General features: G+C 66.7%; 16 protein-coding genes. 2 read left to right on the top strand and 14 right to left on the bottom strand.

All coding sequences use genetic code 11. From position 1 onward, the window contains the following. Positions 1-105 precede the first annotated feature (105 nt). Positions 106-729 carry a DUF222 domain-containing protein gene (locus VGV06_08400; GenBank protein HEV2055179.1) on the bottom strand — a complete coding sequence of 208 codons (624 nt, stop codon included), beginning with the start codon at positions 727-729 and terminating at the stop codon, positions 106-108. Positions 730-1,159: 430 nt separating this feature from the next. Between VGV06_08400 and VGV06_08405 the strand changes: the two genes are divergently transcribed. Then, complete coding sequence (locus VGV06_08405; GenBank protein ID HEV2055180.1) at positions 1,160-2,152, top strand: ABC transporter substrate-binding protein; 993 nt, start codon at positions 1,160-1,162, stop codon at positions 2,150-2,152. 99 nt (positions 2,153-2,251) lie between these two features. Here VGV06_08405 and VGV06_08410 read toward each other — a convergent pair whose 3' ends face one another. The 13 genes from VGV06_08410 to VGV06_08470 all read right to left on the bottom strand — a co-directional run bounded on the left by VGV06_08410 (position 2,252) and on the right by VGV06_08470 (position 15,672). Beyond that, positions 2,252-3,247, bottom strand: coding sequence for an LLM class flavin-dependent oxidoreductase (locus VGV06_08410; GenBank protein ID HEV2055181.1), 996 nt, complete (start codon positions 3,245-3,247; stop codon positions 2,252-2,254). An 82-nt stretch (positions 3,248-3,329) separates the two neighbouring features. Further along, complete coding sequence (locus VGV06_08415) at positions 3,330-4,265, bottom strand: N-carbamoyl-D-amino-acid hydrolase (protein HEV2055182.1); 936 nt, start codon at positions 4,263-4,265, stop codon at positions 3,330-3,332. A 2-nt stretch (positions 4,266-4,267) separates the two neighbouring features. After that, positions 4,268-5,362, bottom strand: a complete 1,095-nt coding sequence (locus tag VGV06_08420) for a response regulator (protein HEV2055183.1) — start codon at positions 5,360-5,362, stop codon at positions 4,268-4,270. Then, complete coding sequence (locus VGV06_08425; GenBank protein HEV2055184.1) at positions 5,359-5,733, bottom strand: response regulator; 375 nt, start codon at positions 5,731-5,733, stop codon at positions 5,359-5,361. The genes VGV06_08420 and VGV06_08425 overlap by 4 nt, the downstream gene beginning before the upstream one ends. Then, complete coding sequence (locus tag VGV06_08430) at positions 5,723-8,623, bottom strand: GAF domain-containing protein (protein HEV2055185.1); 2,901 nt, start codon at positions 8,621-8,623, stop codon at positions 5,723-5,725. The genes VGV06_08425 and VGV06_08430 overlap by 11 nt, the downstream gene beginning before the upstream one ends. A gap of 109 nt (positions 8,624-8,732) precedes the next feature. Further along, the gene (locus VGV06_08435; protein ID HEV2055186.1) at positions 8,733-9,179 is read right to left on the bottom strand and encodes a hypothetical protein; all 447 of its coding nucleotides are present in this window, start codon (positions 9,177-9,179) and stop codon (positions 8,733-8,735) included. Positions 9,180-9,191: 12 nt separating this feature from the next. Then, positions 9,192-10,283 carry a Zn-dependent alcohol dehydrogenase gene (locus tag VGV06_08440; GenBank protein ID HEV2055187.1) on the bottom strand — a complete coding sequence of 364 codons (1,092 nt, stop codon included), beginning with the start codon at positions 10,281-10,283 and terminating at the stop codon, positions 9,192-9,194. A gap of 18 nt (positions 10,284-10,301) precedes the next feature. Further along, positions 10,302-11,255, bottom strand: coding sequence for an ABC transporter permease (locus tag VGV06_08445; protein HEV2055188.1), 954 nt, complete (start codon positions 11,253-11,255; stop codon positions 10,302-10,304). A gap of 30 nt (positions 11,256-11,285) precedes the next feature. After that, complete coding sequence (locus VGV06_08450) at positions 11,286-12,851, bottom strand: ABC transporter substrate-binding protein (protein ID HEV2055189.1); 1,566 nt, start codon at positions 12,849-12,851, stop codon at positions 11,286-11,288. A gap of 24 nt (positions 12,852-12,875) precedes the next feature. After that, the gene (locus tag VGV06_08455) at positions 12,876-13,751 is read right to left on the bottom strand and encodes an ABC transporter permease (protein ID HEV2055190.1); all 876 of its coding nucleotides are present in this window, start codon (positions 13,749-13,751) and stop codon (positions 12,876-12,878) included. Between the two features lie 245 nt (positions 13,752-13,996). Then, a complete protein-coding gene (locus tag VGV06_08460; GenBank protein ID HEV2055191.1) occupies positions 13,997-14,248 on the bottom strand; it encodes a GlsB/YeaQ/YmgE family stress response membrane protein in 252 nt (83 codons plus the stop codon). Between the two features lie 28 nt (positions 14,249-14,276). After that, positions 14,277-14,828, bottom strand: a complete 552-nt coding sequence (locus VGV06_08465) for a ferritin-like domain-containing protein (protein ID HEV2055192.1) — start codon at positions 14,826-14,828, stop codon at positions 14,277-14,279. 100 nt (positions 14,829-14,928) lie between these two features. Continuing rightward, entirely contained in the window at positions 14,929-15,672 is a 744-nt protein-coding gene (locus VGV06_08470) for a BON domain-containing protein (protein HEV2055193.1), read from the bottom strand. 825 nt (positions 15,673-16,497) lie between these two features. Between VGV06_08470 and VGV06_08475 the strand changes: the two genes are divergently transcribed. Further along, positions 16,498-16,710, top strand: a 213-nt coding sequence (locus tag VGV06_08475) for a PAS domain S-box protein (protein HEV2055194.1), incomplete at its 3' end; no start/stop codon positions are given.

Here is a 16,710-nt window from a genome sequence, read left to right on the forward strand (position 1 = left end):
TGCACTCGGCGCTGCGCTATGTGGCGCCCGCTGACTTCGAGGCAACGGTGGCGGTCCCGAGGCAGGAACAGCATGCTGTGAACGGCTGTCAACCAGAGGCTGTCACTAGTTTCCGTGTCTCACTTTAGGGGTGCACCCCACAACCTCTCCGTCCGGCACGCGAGCTCGCTGGTAGAGAGCCTCGCGGGCTGCCGTGAGCGCCTGCATGAGCAGCGCGCCCACTTCAGGCTCGAGCCGTCCCCGGAGGACCACCATGCCGTCCTCGTCCTGATGGACGTGAAGGGCTCGGCTCGCATGCCGCAGGGTGGTCTCCCGAGCCTCGGCCCGCCGATCCACCCGGCGCCAGCCGCGTACGATCCGCTCGACGTGCGCGGCCGTGCCCGCGCGCCCCACCGCCAGCAGCCGCGCTTCGGTCTCCGGCGTGGCCACCCGCGTGATGGCGCGCACCTTGGCGTACGACACCTGCCCCCGGGCAAGAGCCTCGGCGAGGAGCGGCAACGTCTCGAGGGCGCGGGCGACCCGGACCCGTTCGCGGGCCGCGCCGAGATCGAGCCCCACCCTCCAACTCAGCCAGGCGGCGCAGGAGCGGAAGCCCGTGTTCCACCCCCCGCGGGCGTCGAACTCTCGGATCATGGAGAGAAGGCGCGCGGTGGCAGCGTCGAGGTGCGCCGACAGCAGGGCGATCTCGTCGCCGAGCCGGTCCAGCTCGGATGAGGAATGGTTCTGCATGGCGAGCCCTCCTTCTCTTGCATCGAACCTACACCCTGATTTTCGGGCTCTCGGAGAGCGTCCGGGAGGGGCGATCCCGGGACGCGAAATGATTTTTGATCGGGTCCCGCCCGATCGCGCACCGGTGGACGCGTGCGCCCCGCTGGGCCGGCACGTGCCGAGAGCTGCTGCCGAGTGATCGACTCACCCGGCCGAGGCTGTCAAGCAGAAAAGCGCGGGACGCTGTGACTACATCGCCGCGCATCCGACTCGCCCTCATCGTCGAGGTCGCGCAGGTCGCCTCGACGCTGCGTCAGATGGGAGGAGTGCCTCTGACTCTGCTAGACTCCCGCCCAGCCTGTGAGGAGGCCTCCTGCATGGACCCGGTCCGTTTCCCCCGCGCCCCGCATCCTCGCGCGCCTGACTCGCAGGCCACCTGCGGGAGGACCCAGTGATAGACCGGCGCAGGTTCCTTGCTGGTAGTGGTGCGGTTCTCCTCGTCGCCCCGTTCGCCGCCGAGGCCCAGCAGGCGGCCAAGATTTCTCGAATAGGCTACCTGGCGAGCAACCTGGCCGCTAGCCCCCACATGAACGAGGCTTTTCGCCAAGGACTGCGTGACCTCGGTTACGTCGAGGGCCGCAATGTCGTGATCGAATACCGAGATGCCGGGGGGAAGTTCGAGCGGCTCCCCGCTCTCGCGGCCGAATTGGTTGCGCTCAAGGTTGATGTCATCGTGGCCTCAGACACGCCCGCCGCCCAGGCCGCTAAGCAAGCGACCAGGACCCTCCCCATTGTTTTCATTGGTGCTGGCGATCCCGTTACGAGTGGGCTCGTCAGCAGCCTTGCGCGGCCGGGCGGCAATGTCACGGGGTTGTCCCTCCTCGCCCCGGAGCTCGTCGGTAAGCGTCTGGAACTGCTCAAGCAGGCCGTTCCAGGGGTCACCCGGGTCGCTGTCCTCTGGCAGCCAGGTGGCAGCGGCGGAGGCACGGAAAAGGACGTGCTGAAGGAAGTAGAAGTCGCGGCACGGGCGCTGGGGGTGCGGCTGCAATTCGTTGAGGCGCGAGGTCCCGCCGATTTCGACAGGGCCTTCTCGGACATGACCAGGGAGCGCGCGGGTGCTCTGACTGTGTTGGGAAGCGCCATGTTCGCCAATGAACGAAGACGCCTCGTGGACCTGGCGGCAAAGAACCGGCTGCCGGGAGTGTACGGATTCCGGGAGTATGTCGATGCCGGGGGCCTTATGGCCTATGGACCGAACGTTGCTGATTTGTTTCAGCGTGCCGCTACCTATGTGGACAAGATTCTCAAGGGCATGAAGCCCGCTGACCTGCCCGTCGAGCAGCCAACGAAGTTCGAGCTGGTCATCAATCTCAAGACCGCCAAGGCCCTCGGCCTGACGATCCCGCCGGCGGTGCTGGGGCGGGCGGATCAGGTCATCAAGTGACTGGACGAATTCGGTGGGAGCCCGTATGTCACCGGGGCGCTCGAGCGCGCAGGCTGCGGACGCGGAAGCCCACGCGCGACCCGAGCGGCGGCGGCGTCTCTACTTGAAGTGCTTGACGACCTTCTTGGCCATGAGGTCGATCTGCTTGGGGTCGTCGGACACCGGTCCCAGCACGAGGTACTGGAGCCCGGCCTTCCGCAGGTCGTCGATCCGCGCGTTGATGCGGTCGATCCCTCCGACCATGTAGCACTCCTTCAGGTGCTCGTAGCTCCGGTGGGTGCCCATGGCGCGAAGGAACGGCGCCTTCGACTGCGCGACGGCCTTGTCGTGGCTCGCGGTGTCCACGAGGTGGGTGAAGTTGCAGTGCCCGAAGGTGAGCTTCTTCGGATCCTTCCCCATGTCCTTCGCGTGCCGCTGGAGCTGCGCCCAATCACGCTTGACCCACTCCTGCTTCCCCGAGCAGCGCGAGAGCCAGTTGCCGGCCTTGACGATGCGGTCCATGACCGTCGTGGCGATGACCGGCACGTCGTGGTCGGTCGCGTCGGGCACGCGCGAGCCGCCCGAGACCCAGATGGGCGGCATCTTCGGCGGCCGGGGCTCGATGGTCACGTCGTTGAACTGGTAGTACTTGCCCAGGAACGACGCGTTCGGCTTCGTCAGCAGCAGCGTCACGGCCTCGATGATCTCGTCGGTCCGCTTCCCGCGCTCCTCGATGCGCGAGCCCGTCACCTCGTACTCGCGCGCGTACCACCCGGGACCGACTCCGAACATATAGCGGTTCTCCGAGAGGTGGCAGAGCGTCGAGATCTCCTTCGCCAGGACCACCGGGTGACGCACCGGCAGCACCAGGATGCCCGTGGCGATCTTGACCTTCTTGGTCAGCGCGGCGGCGAAGGCGAGCGAGTTCAGCGGTTCGAGCCAGGCATTGCCGTAGAGCCCCGGCGCCGACAGGAGGTGGTCGATGACCCAGACGTCGATGCCGTGGTCCTCGCACTTCTCGATGGACTCGCGGATGCGCTTGACGTTCTTCGGGTCGCTCTTGCCGCCGCTCCATGCGTACGTCGGAATCCAGGCGCCGAACTTCAGCTTGGCCATCGCGGACATCCTCCTCGACGGTGTCAGGGGTAGGTACCGGGCACCAATATTACTCGAAGCGCCGGCCTGGGGCGGCCGCGCGTCACGGGGGCGGCAGCGCGCCCGTCCTGTCCACGATCATGCGGTAGTGCTCGGGGCGGCGATGCTTGGCGAAGTTGAACGTGGTGTCCTTGTAGGAGCGAGTCAGATCGAAGTCGCAGCGTGCCACGCAGAGCTCGTCGCCCAGCGTCGTGCACATGGCCACGGTCTCCCCCGAGGGCGCGATGATTTGGCTCTGGCCGATCATGTCGCACCCCTCTTCCCTGCCGCACTTGGCCACGCCCACCACCCACGTCCCGTTCTGATAGGCCCCCGCCCGCATCGAAAGCTGATTGTGGAAGTTCCCGAGGAGATCGTGCTCCGGCGCCGGCGGGTGGTGGACGGGCGTGTTGTAGCCGAGCAGGACCATCTCCACACCCTGGAGCCCCATGACCCGGTACGTCTCGGGCCAGCGCCGATCGTTGCAGATGCACATGCCGATCAGTCCCCCGAAGGCGCGCCAGACTCCCCAGCCGAGATCGCCCACCTCGAAGTAGCGCTTCTCGAGGTGCTGGAAGGCGCGCCACGGCTCGTGTAGGGCGTGGCCGGGGAGGTGGATCTTCCGGTACTTGCCGGCGATGCGCCCGGCCTGGTCCACGAGGATCGAGGTGTTGAAGCGGTGACTTACCCGGCCCTCGGTGACCAACTCGGCGTAGCCGAGATAGAAGCCGATGCCGAGACGACGCGACTCGTCGAAAAGCGGCAGCGTCTCGGGCCCCGGCATCTCCCGCTCGAAGAAGGCGTCGATCTCTGCCTGGTCTGTCATCCACCAGCGCGGGAAAAAGGTCGTCAGCGCCAGCTCCGGAAAGACCACGAGGTCGCAGCCGTGGGCCTTCGCTTGGTGCAGAAGATCGAGCAGCCGCTTGACCACCTGCGGGCGCGCATCCGCAAGCTGAATCGGACCGAGCTGCGCCGCGCCGACCGTGACGATCCTCGACACCGCTAGCTCTTGAGGCTCAGCAGGTTGAAGATCTTGACGGGGCGGCTGATGCCCTTGAACGACACGTCGCCGACCGGCTCGGCGTCGACCAAGGCTTCCACCGCGGTCTGGACCCGCTGGGTGAGCAGGACCTGGCCCGGCTTGGCCTCGGCGCAGAGGCGCGCGGAGAGATTGGTGACGGTCCCGATCGCGCCGTAGTCGACGCGCCCCTCGAAGCCGATGGCCCCGAGCGTCGCGTAGCCGTGGGCGATGCCGATGCCGAAGTCGAGGTCGAAGCCGGTCTTTTTCCAGCCGACCGCCAGCTCCGCCACGCGTTCGCGCATGGCGGCGGCCATCCGCACGGCCCGCTCCGCCGGGTCCGGCACGGGTGTCGGATCATTGAAGAAGATCATCATCCCGTCGCCGGTGAAGCGCTCAAGCGTGCCTTCCCAGTGGAGGATGAGCTTGCCCATCTCTGCGTGGTACTCGCGCAGGACTCCCATGACCTCCTCGGGCTCGGCAGTCTCGGCGAAGGCCGTGAAGCCGCGCAGGTCGAGGAAGACCACGGTGATGTCGCGTCGGTGGCTCTTGAGCGGGTCCTCGGCGCCGCCCGAGACGATTGCCTCGGCCAGCTGCGGAGAGAAGAAGCGCTTGAGCCTGCCCAACCGCTCGAGCTGGGCAACCTGCTCGGCCACGCGGGTCTCGAGCGTGCGGTTGAGCTCGGCCAGCTCGTCCCAGAGCTGCTTGACGCGGAGGAGCGAACGTACGCGGGCCATGAGCTCCGGCTGGTTGATGGGCTTGGTCAGGAAGTCGTCCGCGCCGGCCTCGATGCCCTTGACCCGCTCCTGGGACGGGTCGAGCGCGGTGACCATGACGACGGGCAGCCGTGCCGTCGCCGGATCGGCGCGGAGCGCCTTGCAGACCTCGTAGCCGGACATCTCCGGCATCACCACATCGAGCAGCACCAGATCTGGAGCGTCGGCCGCGACCTTCTCGAGCGCCTCCTTGCCCGAGGCCGCGGTGCTGACGGCGTAGCCGCGGGCCCCGAGGACGTCCGCCAGGAGCTTGACGTTGGCTGGCGTGTCATCCACGACAAGAATGCGCGCGGGGTCCTTCATGGCCTGGCGAGCAGCTCCTGGACGGCCGCGAGGAAGGTTTTTACATTGATGGGCTTGCTCTGGTAACCGTCGAAGCCCGCGGCGAGGATCGTCTGCCTGTCCTGCGTCATCGCTGACGCGGTCACCGCCATGACGCGCATGCCACGGGTCGTCGGGTCCTCGCGCAGGCGCTTGAGCGCCGTGATCCCATCGATGCCAGGCAGCTGTATGTCCATCAGGACCAGCGCCGGCTGCCGGGTGCGCGCGAGCTCGACACCCTCCTCGCCCGATTCCGTCTCGATCGTCTGGTAGCCCTTGAACTGGAGCACGTCGCGCACCAGTCGCCGGTTCTTCTCGTTGTCCTCGATGATCAGGATCAGCTCACCGGCCATGGGCGCGCACCGGGATGGTGAAGGTGAAGGTCGAGCCCTTGCCGAGCTCGCTCTGCACCGACAGCGTGCCGCCGTGGAGCTCGACCAGTCGGCGGGCCAGCGCGAGACCCAGGCCCGTTCCCTCGCGCTTCCTGGCGTAGTCGTCGCCTACCTGGCGGAACTCCTCGAAGATCGTCTCTTGGTCCCCGGCCGCGATGCCGACGCCGGTATCGGCGACCGACACGCCCACGGCCTCGCCGTTCAACGTCGCGCTCACAATGATCTTACCTCCCTCAGGGGTGAACTTGACCGCGTTGGACAGAAGGTTCAGCAGCACCTGCTTCACCTTGCGCTCGTCGGCCACGACCTCGCCGATCGCTGGATCCACGTGGACCTCGAGCCGGATACTGTGGCGCGCGGCGCGCTCCCTGATGAGCGTCAGCGCGTTGTCGAGCGCGGCGGGCAGGTCGAAGGCCTGGGCCTCCAGCTCCATCCGGCCCGCCTCGATCTTCGACAGGTCGAGAATATCGTTGATGAGCGACAGCAGGTGCTTCCCGGAGGACAGGATGTCATTGAGGTACTCTTCCTGCTTCGGATTAACCTCGCCGAACATCCGCTCCAGCAGCACCTCGGAGAAGCCGATCACGGCGTTGAGCGGCGTGCGCAGCTCGTGGGACATGTTGGCGAGGAACTCCGACTTGTGCCGGTTCGCGATCTCGAGCTGCCTGGTCTTGTCATCCAGCTCGGTGAAGAGTCGCACGTTCTCGATGGCGATGACCGCTTGGTCGGCGAAGGTCTTGAGCACGGCGATCTGCTTGTCGGAGAAGGGCTGCGGCTCGGCGCGTGCGACGACGATCGTCCCGACGACGCCGCCTTCGCGAAACATCGGGACGCAGAGCACGCTGCGGTGACCCAGGGCCTGTGTCAGGGGTCGTGCCACGTAGTGCTCGTCCAGGGTGACGTCCGGGATATGCACGACGGCCTGCGTCAGAAGCGCCCGGCCAGCCCCGATAGCCGCGGTGGGGGGCGCCGGGAAGGTCTGGCGCGCGGCCTCGAGCGCCTCCGGGCTGAAGTTGTGATGGGCGACCAGATGGACCAGCCCGTCCCGGAGGAGGTAGACGGCGCCGAACAGGCCGTCGCACAGCTTCACCGAGCTCCGCACGATCGCGTCGAAAACCGGCTGGGTATTCGTCGGCGAGCTCGAGATGACACTGAGGATTTCGCCGGTCGCCGTCTGCTGCTCCAGCGCCTCTCCCAGATCGCTGTTGCGGGCCTCCAGCTCCTTGAACAGGCGCACGTTCTCGATGGCGATGACGGCCTGGTTGGCGAAGGTCTGGAGCAACACGATCTGTTTGTCGGTGAAGGCCCTAGGCTCCAGGCGCCACGTATTGATCACGCCCACGAGGCTGCCTTCACGGAGCACCGGCACCGCCAGGATGCTGCGCGCGCCCTCGAGTCGATACGACGGCACGTCCGCTGGAGAGAAGCGTGGATCATCGAGGACATCCGGCACATGCACGACGGTGTGCTCCAGGGCCGCCAGAGCGACGGGACTCCCCTGCCGTGCCGGGAGCGCACGCACCGTCCTCAGGACCTCCGCCATCTCCGGCGACACATTGGCGTGTGCCGCAGCGGTCAGCGCCTCGCCGTCCCAGAGCCAGAGGACGGAGAAGCTGGCCTCGCACAAGCGGTTAGCGCTGGCCAGGATCGCCTTGAAGACCGGGTCGACCTCGGTCGGTGAGCTGCTGATAACGCTGAGGATCTGGCTCGTCGCGGTCTGCTGCTCGAGCGCTTCGCTGAGCTCGCGCGTGCGAACCTCAACCTTCTGCTCGAGGTCGGCGTAGGACTCGCGCAGCTGGCTGGTCATCTGGTTGAACTGCTCGGCCAGCGCTTCGATCTCGTCGCCCGTCTTCACGTCGAGCCGATAGCCCAGATCTCCCGCGCCGATCCGTCCCGCTCCCTCCGTCAGCGCCTTGATGGGACGCACCATGCGCCGTGCCAGGACGAGGCTCACCAGGACCGACAGCAGGACGCCGAAGAGCGCCAGCGCGACCGAGCGGAAGATGGAGGCGCGGATGGGCGCGAAGGCCTCGAAGAGCGGCTGCTCGATGAGGACGGCCCACCCGAGCGGCGCGATCGGGGCCGAGGCCGAGAGCACCTGGCGCCCCTCGAGGTCCCGCGCGATGCCCGGCATGCCCATCCCCTGCGCCACCGTGCCCAGCGCTGCTTCCACCTGGGGGAGCTTCGAGAGGTCGGTCTTCTTGAGGACCAGGCTGATGTCGGGGTGTGCGATCAGGCGGCCGTGAGAGTCCACCACGTACGCGTGGCCGGCCTTGCCGATCTTGATCTTCGAGACCACGTCCCAGATGAACTTGAGGTTGACCTCCGCCACGGTCACGCCGGGCGGCTTGCCGCTGCCGGCCAGCGCGATGGTCATGTAGGGCTCGGATTCCTTCCGGAAGTAGACGAGGCTGAAGTACGTCCGGCCGGCCTTGGGATCCCGAAACCTGACATCCTGTGAGAGATCGACGCCGCTCCCGACCACGTCCATGGCCAGGCGCGAGACGCGGAGCTGCTCCCGCCCCTCGGGGTCGATGTAGGTGACCTCTGTGATGGGCGGCACCTGGCGGAAGAGGCGGAAGTAGTCGGCGCGGCGCTGCTCCATGGCGGCCGAGGGGGCCACGATGGAGGGCTGGGTCGTCCAGCCGATCTGGCGCTCGACCTCCTTGACGAACTCCTCGATGCGGGAGGCGGCGCCGAGCGCCTTCTCGCGCTGGAGGGTCACCAGCGCCTGCTTGTGCTCCTGGTAGGAGAAGTAGACCTCGAGCGCACCGCTGGCGACGAGCGCCCCGCTGACCAGGACGACGAAGAGGACCGCGTACTTGCGGAAGAGCGAGCCCCGCCAGATCACATCGCGATTATCCCACAGGGCGAGCGTGCAAACTCAAGGCTTGGATGCACCCTCCAGAACCCGGATTCCGCGCCGCTCGAGCGAGCTGCCGGGATTGTCCCGCGCGCCGCTACGGCACGTAGAGCCGCGCGAACTGGTTGTCCACGACTTCGCCCTGGGCGCTCGCGACGAAGTTGGACGTGATGAGGCCGCGGGCACCGGCGAACCATCCCGCCCCTCCCGTGACGACCCACATGACGGCCCCGTGCACCCATCCTTCGACGGGACTCGGGCCCACCGTGCCCCTGCCGACGGTCGAGAACGACACCCGGCCGAGCCGGCCGTAGGTGATGGTCCCTTCTTCCACGAAGCTCCCGTCGGGGAAGCGCTCCACCGTCGACTCCAGGACGGCCTCGTCCCCGCTCGCGGGCTCCACACCCGCCACGATACCGTCCGGTCCGAGGAGAGTCCGGAGCGTCTGGCTCGGCGCCGACGTCCTGGCACGACGGGTCGTGGCCGACCCGCCGCTGAGCCCGGCGCTTCCCTTGAACTCGAGCGCGAACACGATCTCCCGCACGACTCGCCTCCTCTAAAAGACGATGAGGCCGCGACCGAGCTCTCCAGCCGCCAGCTGCCGGAAGGCCTCGTTTGCCTCGTCCAGCTCATACCGATGCGTGATCAGCTCGTCGATCTTGAGCCGCCCGGCCAGGTACAGGCTGACGAGCCGCGGCAGATCTTCCCGCGTGCGCGCTCCGCCGTAGCTGCATCCGCGGATGACCCGCTCGCCCGTGACGAGCGGCCGGACGTCCAGCGGCAGGGTCGCGCCGGTCGCGGGCACGCCGATGATGACACACGTGCCCGCCGGGCCAAGCGCGTCGCACGCCTGGGAGACGGCCCGTGTGTCCCCGACGGCCACGAAAGCGTAGTCGACCCCGCGGCCCGTGATCGCGCGGATCGCGGCCACGGGGTCCTCGCGCGAGGCATCGACGCCGTGTGTCGCCCCGAGCGCGCGCGCGTGCTCGATCCTGGCTGCCTTGACGTCCACCGCGATGATCGGGTGCGCCGCCACCATCGCGCCGCCCTGCACCACGTTGAGCCCGACCCCTCCGGCCCCGAACACGGCCATGCTCGCCCCGGCCGGCACCGCCGCGGTGTTGATGACGGCGCCGACGCCCGTCATCACGGAACAGCCGATCAGCGCCGCGCGGTCGAGCGGCATCCGCTTGTCGATGGCGATGGCGCACGACTCCGCGACGACGGTCCGCGAGGCGTAGGTGGCGACGTGGCCGTAGTGGTAAACGCGCTGGCCGCGGAGCGACATGCGCGTCGTGCCGTCCGGCAGGACGCCGCGGCCGGGCTGCCGCCGCTCGCAGAGATTCGGGCGCCCGATCACGCAGAAGTGACAGCGGCCGCAGGTGGGCGCCCAGGAGAGGATGACGTGGTCGCCGACCTGGAGACCCTGGGTGCCCGGCCCGACGGCCTCGACCACGCCGGCGCCCTCGTCGCCCAGCACGATGGGCACCGGCACTCCCGCCCAGCTGCCGTCAGCGGCGTGCAGACAGCTGTGGCAGACACCGCTCGCGGCCATGCGGACGAGGGCTTCGCCCTCACGCGGGGCCTCGAGGTCGAGCTCTTCCACCTGCAGCGGCTCGCCCTGCCTAAAGAGTACAGATGCGCGCATGGAGACGCCTCCTGCGGATCAGCCCGCGTACCGGATCCGCGGATCGAGGTAGCGGTAGAGGAGATCGACGGCCAGGTTGATGGTCATGAACAGCACCGCGATGAAGAGGATCGTGCTCTGCGTCACCGGGTAGTCCCGCTGGTAGATGGACCAGAGCACCAGCCGCCCGACACCGGGAAGCGTGAAGACCTCCTCGACGACCACCGTGCCGCCGAGCAGGATGCCCGCCTGGAGCCCGACGACCGTCACCACAGGAATGAGCGCGTTCTTCAGCGCGTGCTTGAGCACCACGACGCGCCGGGTCAGCCCCTTGGCCGCGGCGGTCCGCACGTACTCCGAGCGCAGCACGTCGAGCATGCAGGCGCGCGTGGTACGCGCGATGTTGGCGGCGCTGGCCGTGCCCAGGCACACCACGGGCAGCAGCATGATCGTCAGGTTCCGCTTGGGATCCGTGAACAGGTCCACCCACACGATCGGCGGCATCCAGCGAAGATAGAGGGAGAAGAAGAGGATCAGCATGGTCCCCTGCCAGAAAACGGGAACCGAGAGACCCAGCAAGGTCCCGACGCGGGTGACCTGATCGATCGCTCGGTCCCGCCGGATCGCCGACACGATGCCCGCCGGCATGCCGAGCGCCAGCGCGAACCCCACGGACAGGATCGCCAGCTCGAGCGTCACCGGCAGCCGCTCGAGGATGAGGAGGATGACGGGCTTGCCGGTGCGCCACGACGTGCCCAGGTCTCCGTGTGCGAGCCGGCCGACCCACCCGATGTACTGGACGTACCACGGCTGGTCGAGCCCGAAGAAGCTCTTCAGCTGATCGACCATCGCCTGGCTGACGACGGCGTCGGCGCCGATCATCTGCTCGACCACCGTCCCCGGCACCAGGCGGAGCATCAGGAAGACGAGCACGGTCAACCCGGCAAGCGTCAAGCCCATCGAGTACAGGCGCACCGCGAGATAGCCGCTCATGTCGTGTGCAACGCTCCCGGCCGGGCCGCCTCAGGCCTTGTCGAGCCAGACCCCTTCGAAGCCGTACAGCAAGGTCGTCGGGTGCTGCTTGAAGCCCTTGACGGACGCCTGGGTGAAGTCGATCGTCTCAGCCGAAAAGAGCCAGAGGTGCGGCACGTTTTCTAGGATGAGGATCTGGACGCGGTCGTAGATCTCCTTCCGCTTCTTCTGGTCCATGGTCCGGCGCCCATCCTCCATCAGGGCGTCGAGCTCCGGCACGCTCCAGCTGTTCCAGTTCTGGCCCTTCGTCGAGTGGAGCGCGCGGAAGAAGGCGGTGTCCGGGTCGGCGTAGCCCGGCGTGGTGTTCATCGTCATGTCGAAGTCCTTGGCGAGCCACCGCTTGATCCACACGGCGTATTCGACGTTCTCGATCTCGGCGGTGATCCCGATGCGCTTCAGCTGGGCGGCGACGACCGGGGCGCCCGAGACCATCGTGGGGAAGGTCGGGATAACGCCGAGCTTCACCGTGAACCCGGAGGCGAAGCCCGCGTCGGCCATCAGCTTCTTGGCCTTGTCCACGTCGGGCTTGTAGTAGCGCATCCACTGGTCCTCGGGCAGCTGCCACTGCTTCATGGGCGCCGTCGCCGGCGCGGTCAGCCGGCCGAAGCCGGCGGCCGCGATCCGCATGACCTGGCTGCGGTCTACGGTCCAGCTGATCGCCTGTCGCACACGGACGTCCTTGAGCGGCCCGCGGCTCGCGTTGATGTTCAGGAAGTCGTAGCCGAGCCGCGAGCTGCGATACCCGGTCAGCGTCTTCTCCTCCTTGAGGAGGTTGAAGTTCTTGTTGTCCTCGATGAAGGCGTGGTGGATCTGTCCCGTGCGGAGGGCGGCGACGATGTTGGCCTCGTCCGGGATGATGCGCAGGGTCAGCTGGTCCACGTAGGGCAGGCCTTTGCGGAAGTAGCTGGGGTTCTTCTTGAGGACCATCTGCTGCTCCACCTTCCAGTCCTCGAGCATGAAGGGCCCCGTGCCCAGCGCGTCCTTGTTGAGGTCGCCGTACTTCTTGATGCCGGCTTCGCTGATGATGAAGCCCCAGAATCCGCCCAGCGCCGCCAGGAGGCCGGCGAACGGCTCCTTGGTGACGAACTTGACCGCGTAGCGGCCGGCCGGCTCGACCTTGTCCACGGCGACGAAGTCGGACTTGCCCGGCGACTTCTCGAACAGCCGGTCGAACGTGAACTTCACGTCCGCGGACGTCATCTCCTGGCCGTCGTGAAACTTCACGCCCTGCCGGAGCTTGAAGGTCCACGTCAGGCTGTCGGGGCTGATCTGCCACGATTCCGCCAGCTCGGCGACGGGGTTCATCTCGCCGTCGAAACGGACCAGCTGGTTGTACATCATCGGCGACCGCCGGCTCCGCGAGAACGCCGGGACCAGCTGCGGATCGAGGCCCGTCGCCTCGGTGGTCTGAGCCGAGATGAAGCTGCCGCCCGGCTTGGGCGCCTGCGCCCATGCCCGCGTGCCCACGGACAGGGCGCCGAGGGTCGCGCCTCCGATCTTCAGGACATCCCGTCGGCTCAGGCGAGTGGGGTCGGTGTGCTCGCGGTCGGTCGTCATCGTCATCCCTCCTGTGGGTCGTCGCTACTGCGAGTTGGGGTCAAGCACGTCACGCAAGCCGTCTCCGAGTAGGTTGAAGGCAAGGACCGTGACCATGATGGCGATGCCCGGGAACACGGAGATCCACGGCGCGGTCTCGAGATACGTTCGCCCTTCGTTGAGCATGTTGCCCCACGACGGCGTCGGCGGCTGCGCCGACAGGCCGAGGTAGCTCAGCGAAGCCTCGATCAGCACGGCCTGCGAAAAGGCGACCGTGCCCTGGACCACAAAGGGCGACAGCACGTTGGGCAGGACGTGCTTGAGCGCCACGGCCGCGTGGGTGGCGCCGAGCGCGCGCACCGCCTCGACGTAGTCCTTCTCGCGCTCGGCCAGAACGGGGGCGCGCATGATCCGCACGAAGAGCGGCGTGTAGACGATGATGATGGCGAGCACGGCGCTGTTCACTCCGGGCCCGCGCATGGCGGCGATGCCGACTGCTAACAGCAGGCCCGGGATGCTGAAGAACACGTCCATCACGCGGTTGATCGCGTTGTCCCACGCGCCGCCGGCATACCCGGCCGTGAGCCCGAGCGTCCCGCCCAGGAGCATCGACGCTCCGATGGAGACGCCGGCGACGTAGAGCGAGATGCGCGATCCGAAAATGATCCGGCTCAGGATGTCGCGGCCGAAGCGGTCGGTGCCGAACCACGCCTTGGGCCCGGGCGCAGCTTCGATGAGCTCGAAGTTCGGCTCGTCGGGGACGTGCGGCGCGATCACCGGAGCAAAGACCGCGACGCCGACGACCAGGAGCGCGACGACCACGCCGGCGACGACCACGCCGCTGCGGGCCACGCGGCGCACCCGGCGACCCCACCGGAGGCCCTGCGCCCAATCCGCCCGCGCCGCGATCGCGTCGCTCACGGTCGTTGAGCGCCTACCAGGCAGGCCTGAACTTCCAGAAACCGCTAGCCCCCACGCGCATGGGGCCAAATCTAGCACGGGAGAGAACAGCGGCGCAGCCTTGGTTCAACAGCCCCGCAGATGCGAGGTCGACTAGCTCATCGACATGAGGAGCTTGACACACTCATCGGCCGCCTTGGCATCAGGCTCCGGCCCAACGGGCATCGTCGCAACAATCGAGGCCACGCAGGCCCAGGCGACAGCCGCTAGGCGAGCCTCGGGGCGACCAGTCGGATCAGCCAGAGCAGGGCGATCGCCCCGATGAACGCCGTGACCAGGCTCATGAAGACACCACCGCCGGCAACGCCCAGAAACGTGGAAAAGATCCAGCCCCCCAGGAAGGCACCGATGACTCCGACGACGATATCGCCGAGCACGCCGTAGCCATGGCCGCTGACGACCCGTCCCGCCAGCGCTCCTGCGATCAGCCCGATCACGATGAACAGCACAAGGTTCATGGTGTTCTCCTTTGTGTCTTCGACGTTGTCACACCTTCTGGATCAGGGCCTGGAGGTCCTCGGCGTGTTCCTCCTCGACGGCCAGGATCTCTTCGAGCATCCGGCGCGTCGTGGGATCGTTCTCGCCAAGGTACCGTATGATTTCGCCGTAGGATTCGATGGCGATCCGCTCCGCCACGAGATCTTCGCGGATCATATCCACAAGATCGGTGCCTTCGACGTACTCGCTATGGCTCCGCGTTGCCAACCCCTCCGGGTTGAAATCCGGCTCGCCGCCAAGCTGGGTGATCCGATGAGCGATGCGGTCCGCGTGCTCCTGCTCCTCCGTTGCGTGCTCCAGAAACTCCGCCGCGACGGCCTGCGCATGGATGCCGGTCGCCATGAAATAGTGCCGGCGGTACCGCAGCACACAGACCAGCTCCGACGCCAGTGAAGTATTCAGCAGGGCCAGCACGGTCGTGCGGTCTGCCTGATAGCCGTCCGTGACAGCGCCACGCTCCATGTGGACGCGGGCCCGCCGCCGAAGCTCTTTCACGTCCATCAGAAATACGCCCGTCTTCTGTGCAGTTCCCTTGGTCATTCCCGGCTCCCTTTCCTGGTCGCTCCGACCTGATGACAACTGGGGGAGGCCGGAACAGGCCCGGCCTCCCTCTCGTGAGCTGACAGCTGCCTTGGGGCGACTACCGCCCCTCGGTGCTTACCTTCACACCGAGCTTCGCGCCCGTGTCACCGTCCATCGTGCCGGTCGTCGGCAGATTTTCAGACTTCTGATACGCCTTCAGCGCAGCCGCCGTCCTCGGACCCATGACGCCGTCGGTCCCGCCCGGATCAAACCCTTTGTCCTTCAGGGCCTGCTGCATCGCTATGACCTGCGCGTACGACCACGCCGGCCTCATGCGCGCTCTGTCACGCTTGATGGCGTCGTAGGTCAGCTCATTCTTCACCATGCGGACGCCCGGCACGCCACGGGCAAGCTCCGAAGCGCGGGCGCTGGCCCCAATGCTCGACACGGCACCCATGAGGATGACCGCCCCGCCGTCGGTGCGCACATCGACTTTCTTGAGCTGAGCATCCTTCGACAGGCGGCCTTCCACCTGGCGCGTGATGTCCGTGTCGGAGATGTCGATCACCTTTCGATCCGCGGGCGGCACCACCTGCAGATCGTTTCTCACGCTCTTCACGCCCTCGACCGCCTGCGTGACCGAGGCGGCCGCGGCTTTTGCGTCATCCGAATCCACCTTGCCGCGCAGCGACACCGCGCCATTGACCGTCTCGACGCTCACCTGTCCACCCTTGACCCGGTCATCGCCGAATAGCGCAATCTTGGTCTTTGCCGTCAACCACGAGTCGCTCATCCCGGTCTTGGCGTCCCGCGCCACACCCTTGGCCTTCTGCTCCACCTTGTCGGTGGTGCTTTCCGCCATCACGGACGCCGGTGCGGCTACGATCGCTACTGACGCGAATACCAAGGCACCGAAGATTCTCGAACCATGCATTGTCCTTACCCTCCCTCTATGTGATCGGTGATGGATCTTCTCAAATTCCTACCCGAGCCTGAAGTACCCCAAGGCCGCGAGCACCACGACCACGACGCCGATGATGTAGAAGATGTTGGGCATGCGCTTCCCCCTTTCCGCTTGCTATCACTCTAGTCGTCAGGGACTCGCTCGCCAATTGGACCTAGGGCCAATACGCATTCGTCGGATGACACTGCTAGCGTTATCCCTCCAGCGCGAGCGCAGTGTGAATCCCGTTGTCGACGCGTGACCCGAACACGCATCGCGCGCAAGGCACCTCGCCCGCACAGACAGGACAGCCATCGAGGCGAGCACATGTCGAGCCGCAGCGGGGACAGCCGAGCGGGCGTGCGACGGGCAGGCGGTCCGGAGCTGGATCGGTGAATCTGATCGCCTCCTCCGGGTGGTCGATCGGCACGACGCTGCCTCGTCGCTAGAACACGAACCTCTGAATCAGGACTCCGATAACGACCGTCGTCGCAATCACCATCCAATCGCTCATGACGAGATCCTCCCAATCGTTGTCTGACAGCCACGCTAACGCCTCCGAAGAAGCGCCGCCTATTGGACCTTGGTCCAATGACGTCCGGAGAGCCAACAGGCGGGACATAGGGTAAAATGCCCACCAGAGAGACATGTGCGTCAACGAGCGGCTGCGCTTCGAAGCCCTCCTGTCGGAGCTGTCCGCCGTGTTCAGCGGCTTGCCGGCAGTGATATTAGGAGAAACAAGCTGTGAATGGTGAGTCGGGGGCGAAGTACAGAGGGTTGTTGGAAGCAGCTCCGGATGCGATGGTGGTGGTGAACCAGGGCGGAGAGATCGTGCTGCTGAATCTTCAGGCGGAGAAACGGTTCGGATATCACCGTGATGAACTCGTAGGGCAGCCGGTAGAGAACATCATTCCGGAAGGCTTCGCCGAACGGCTGATCGCTGACGGTCTTCGATCC

Source organism: Candidatus Methylomirabilota bacterium (assembly GCA_035936835.1).
GTDB lineage: Bacteria > Methylomirabilota > Methylomirabilia > Rokubacteriales > CSP1-6 > AR37.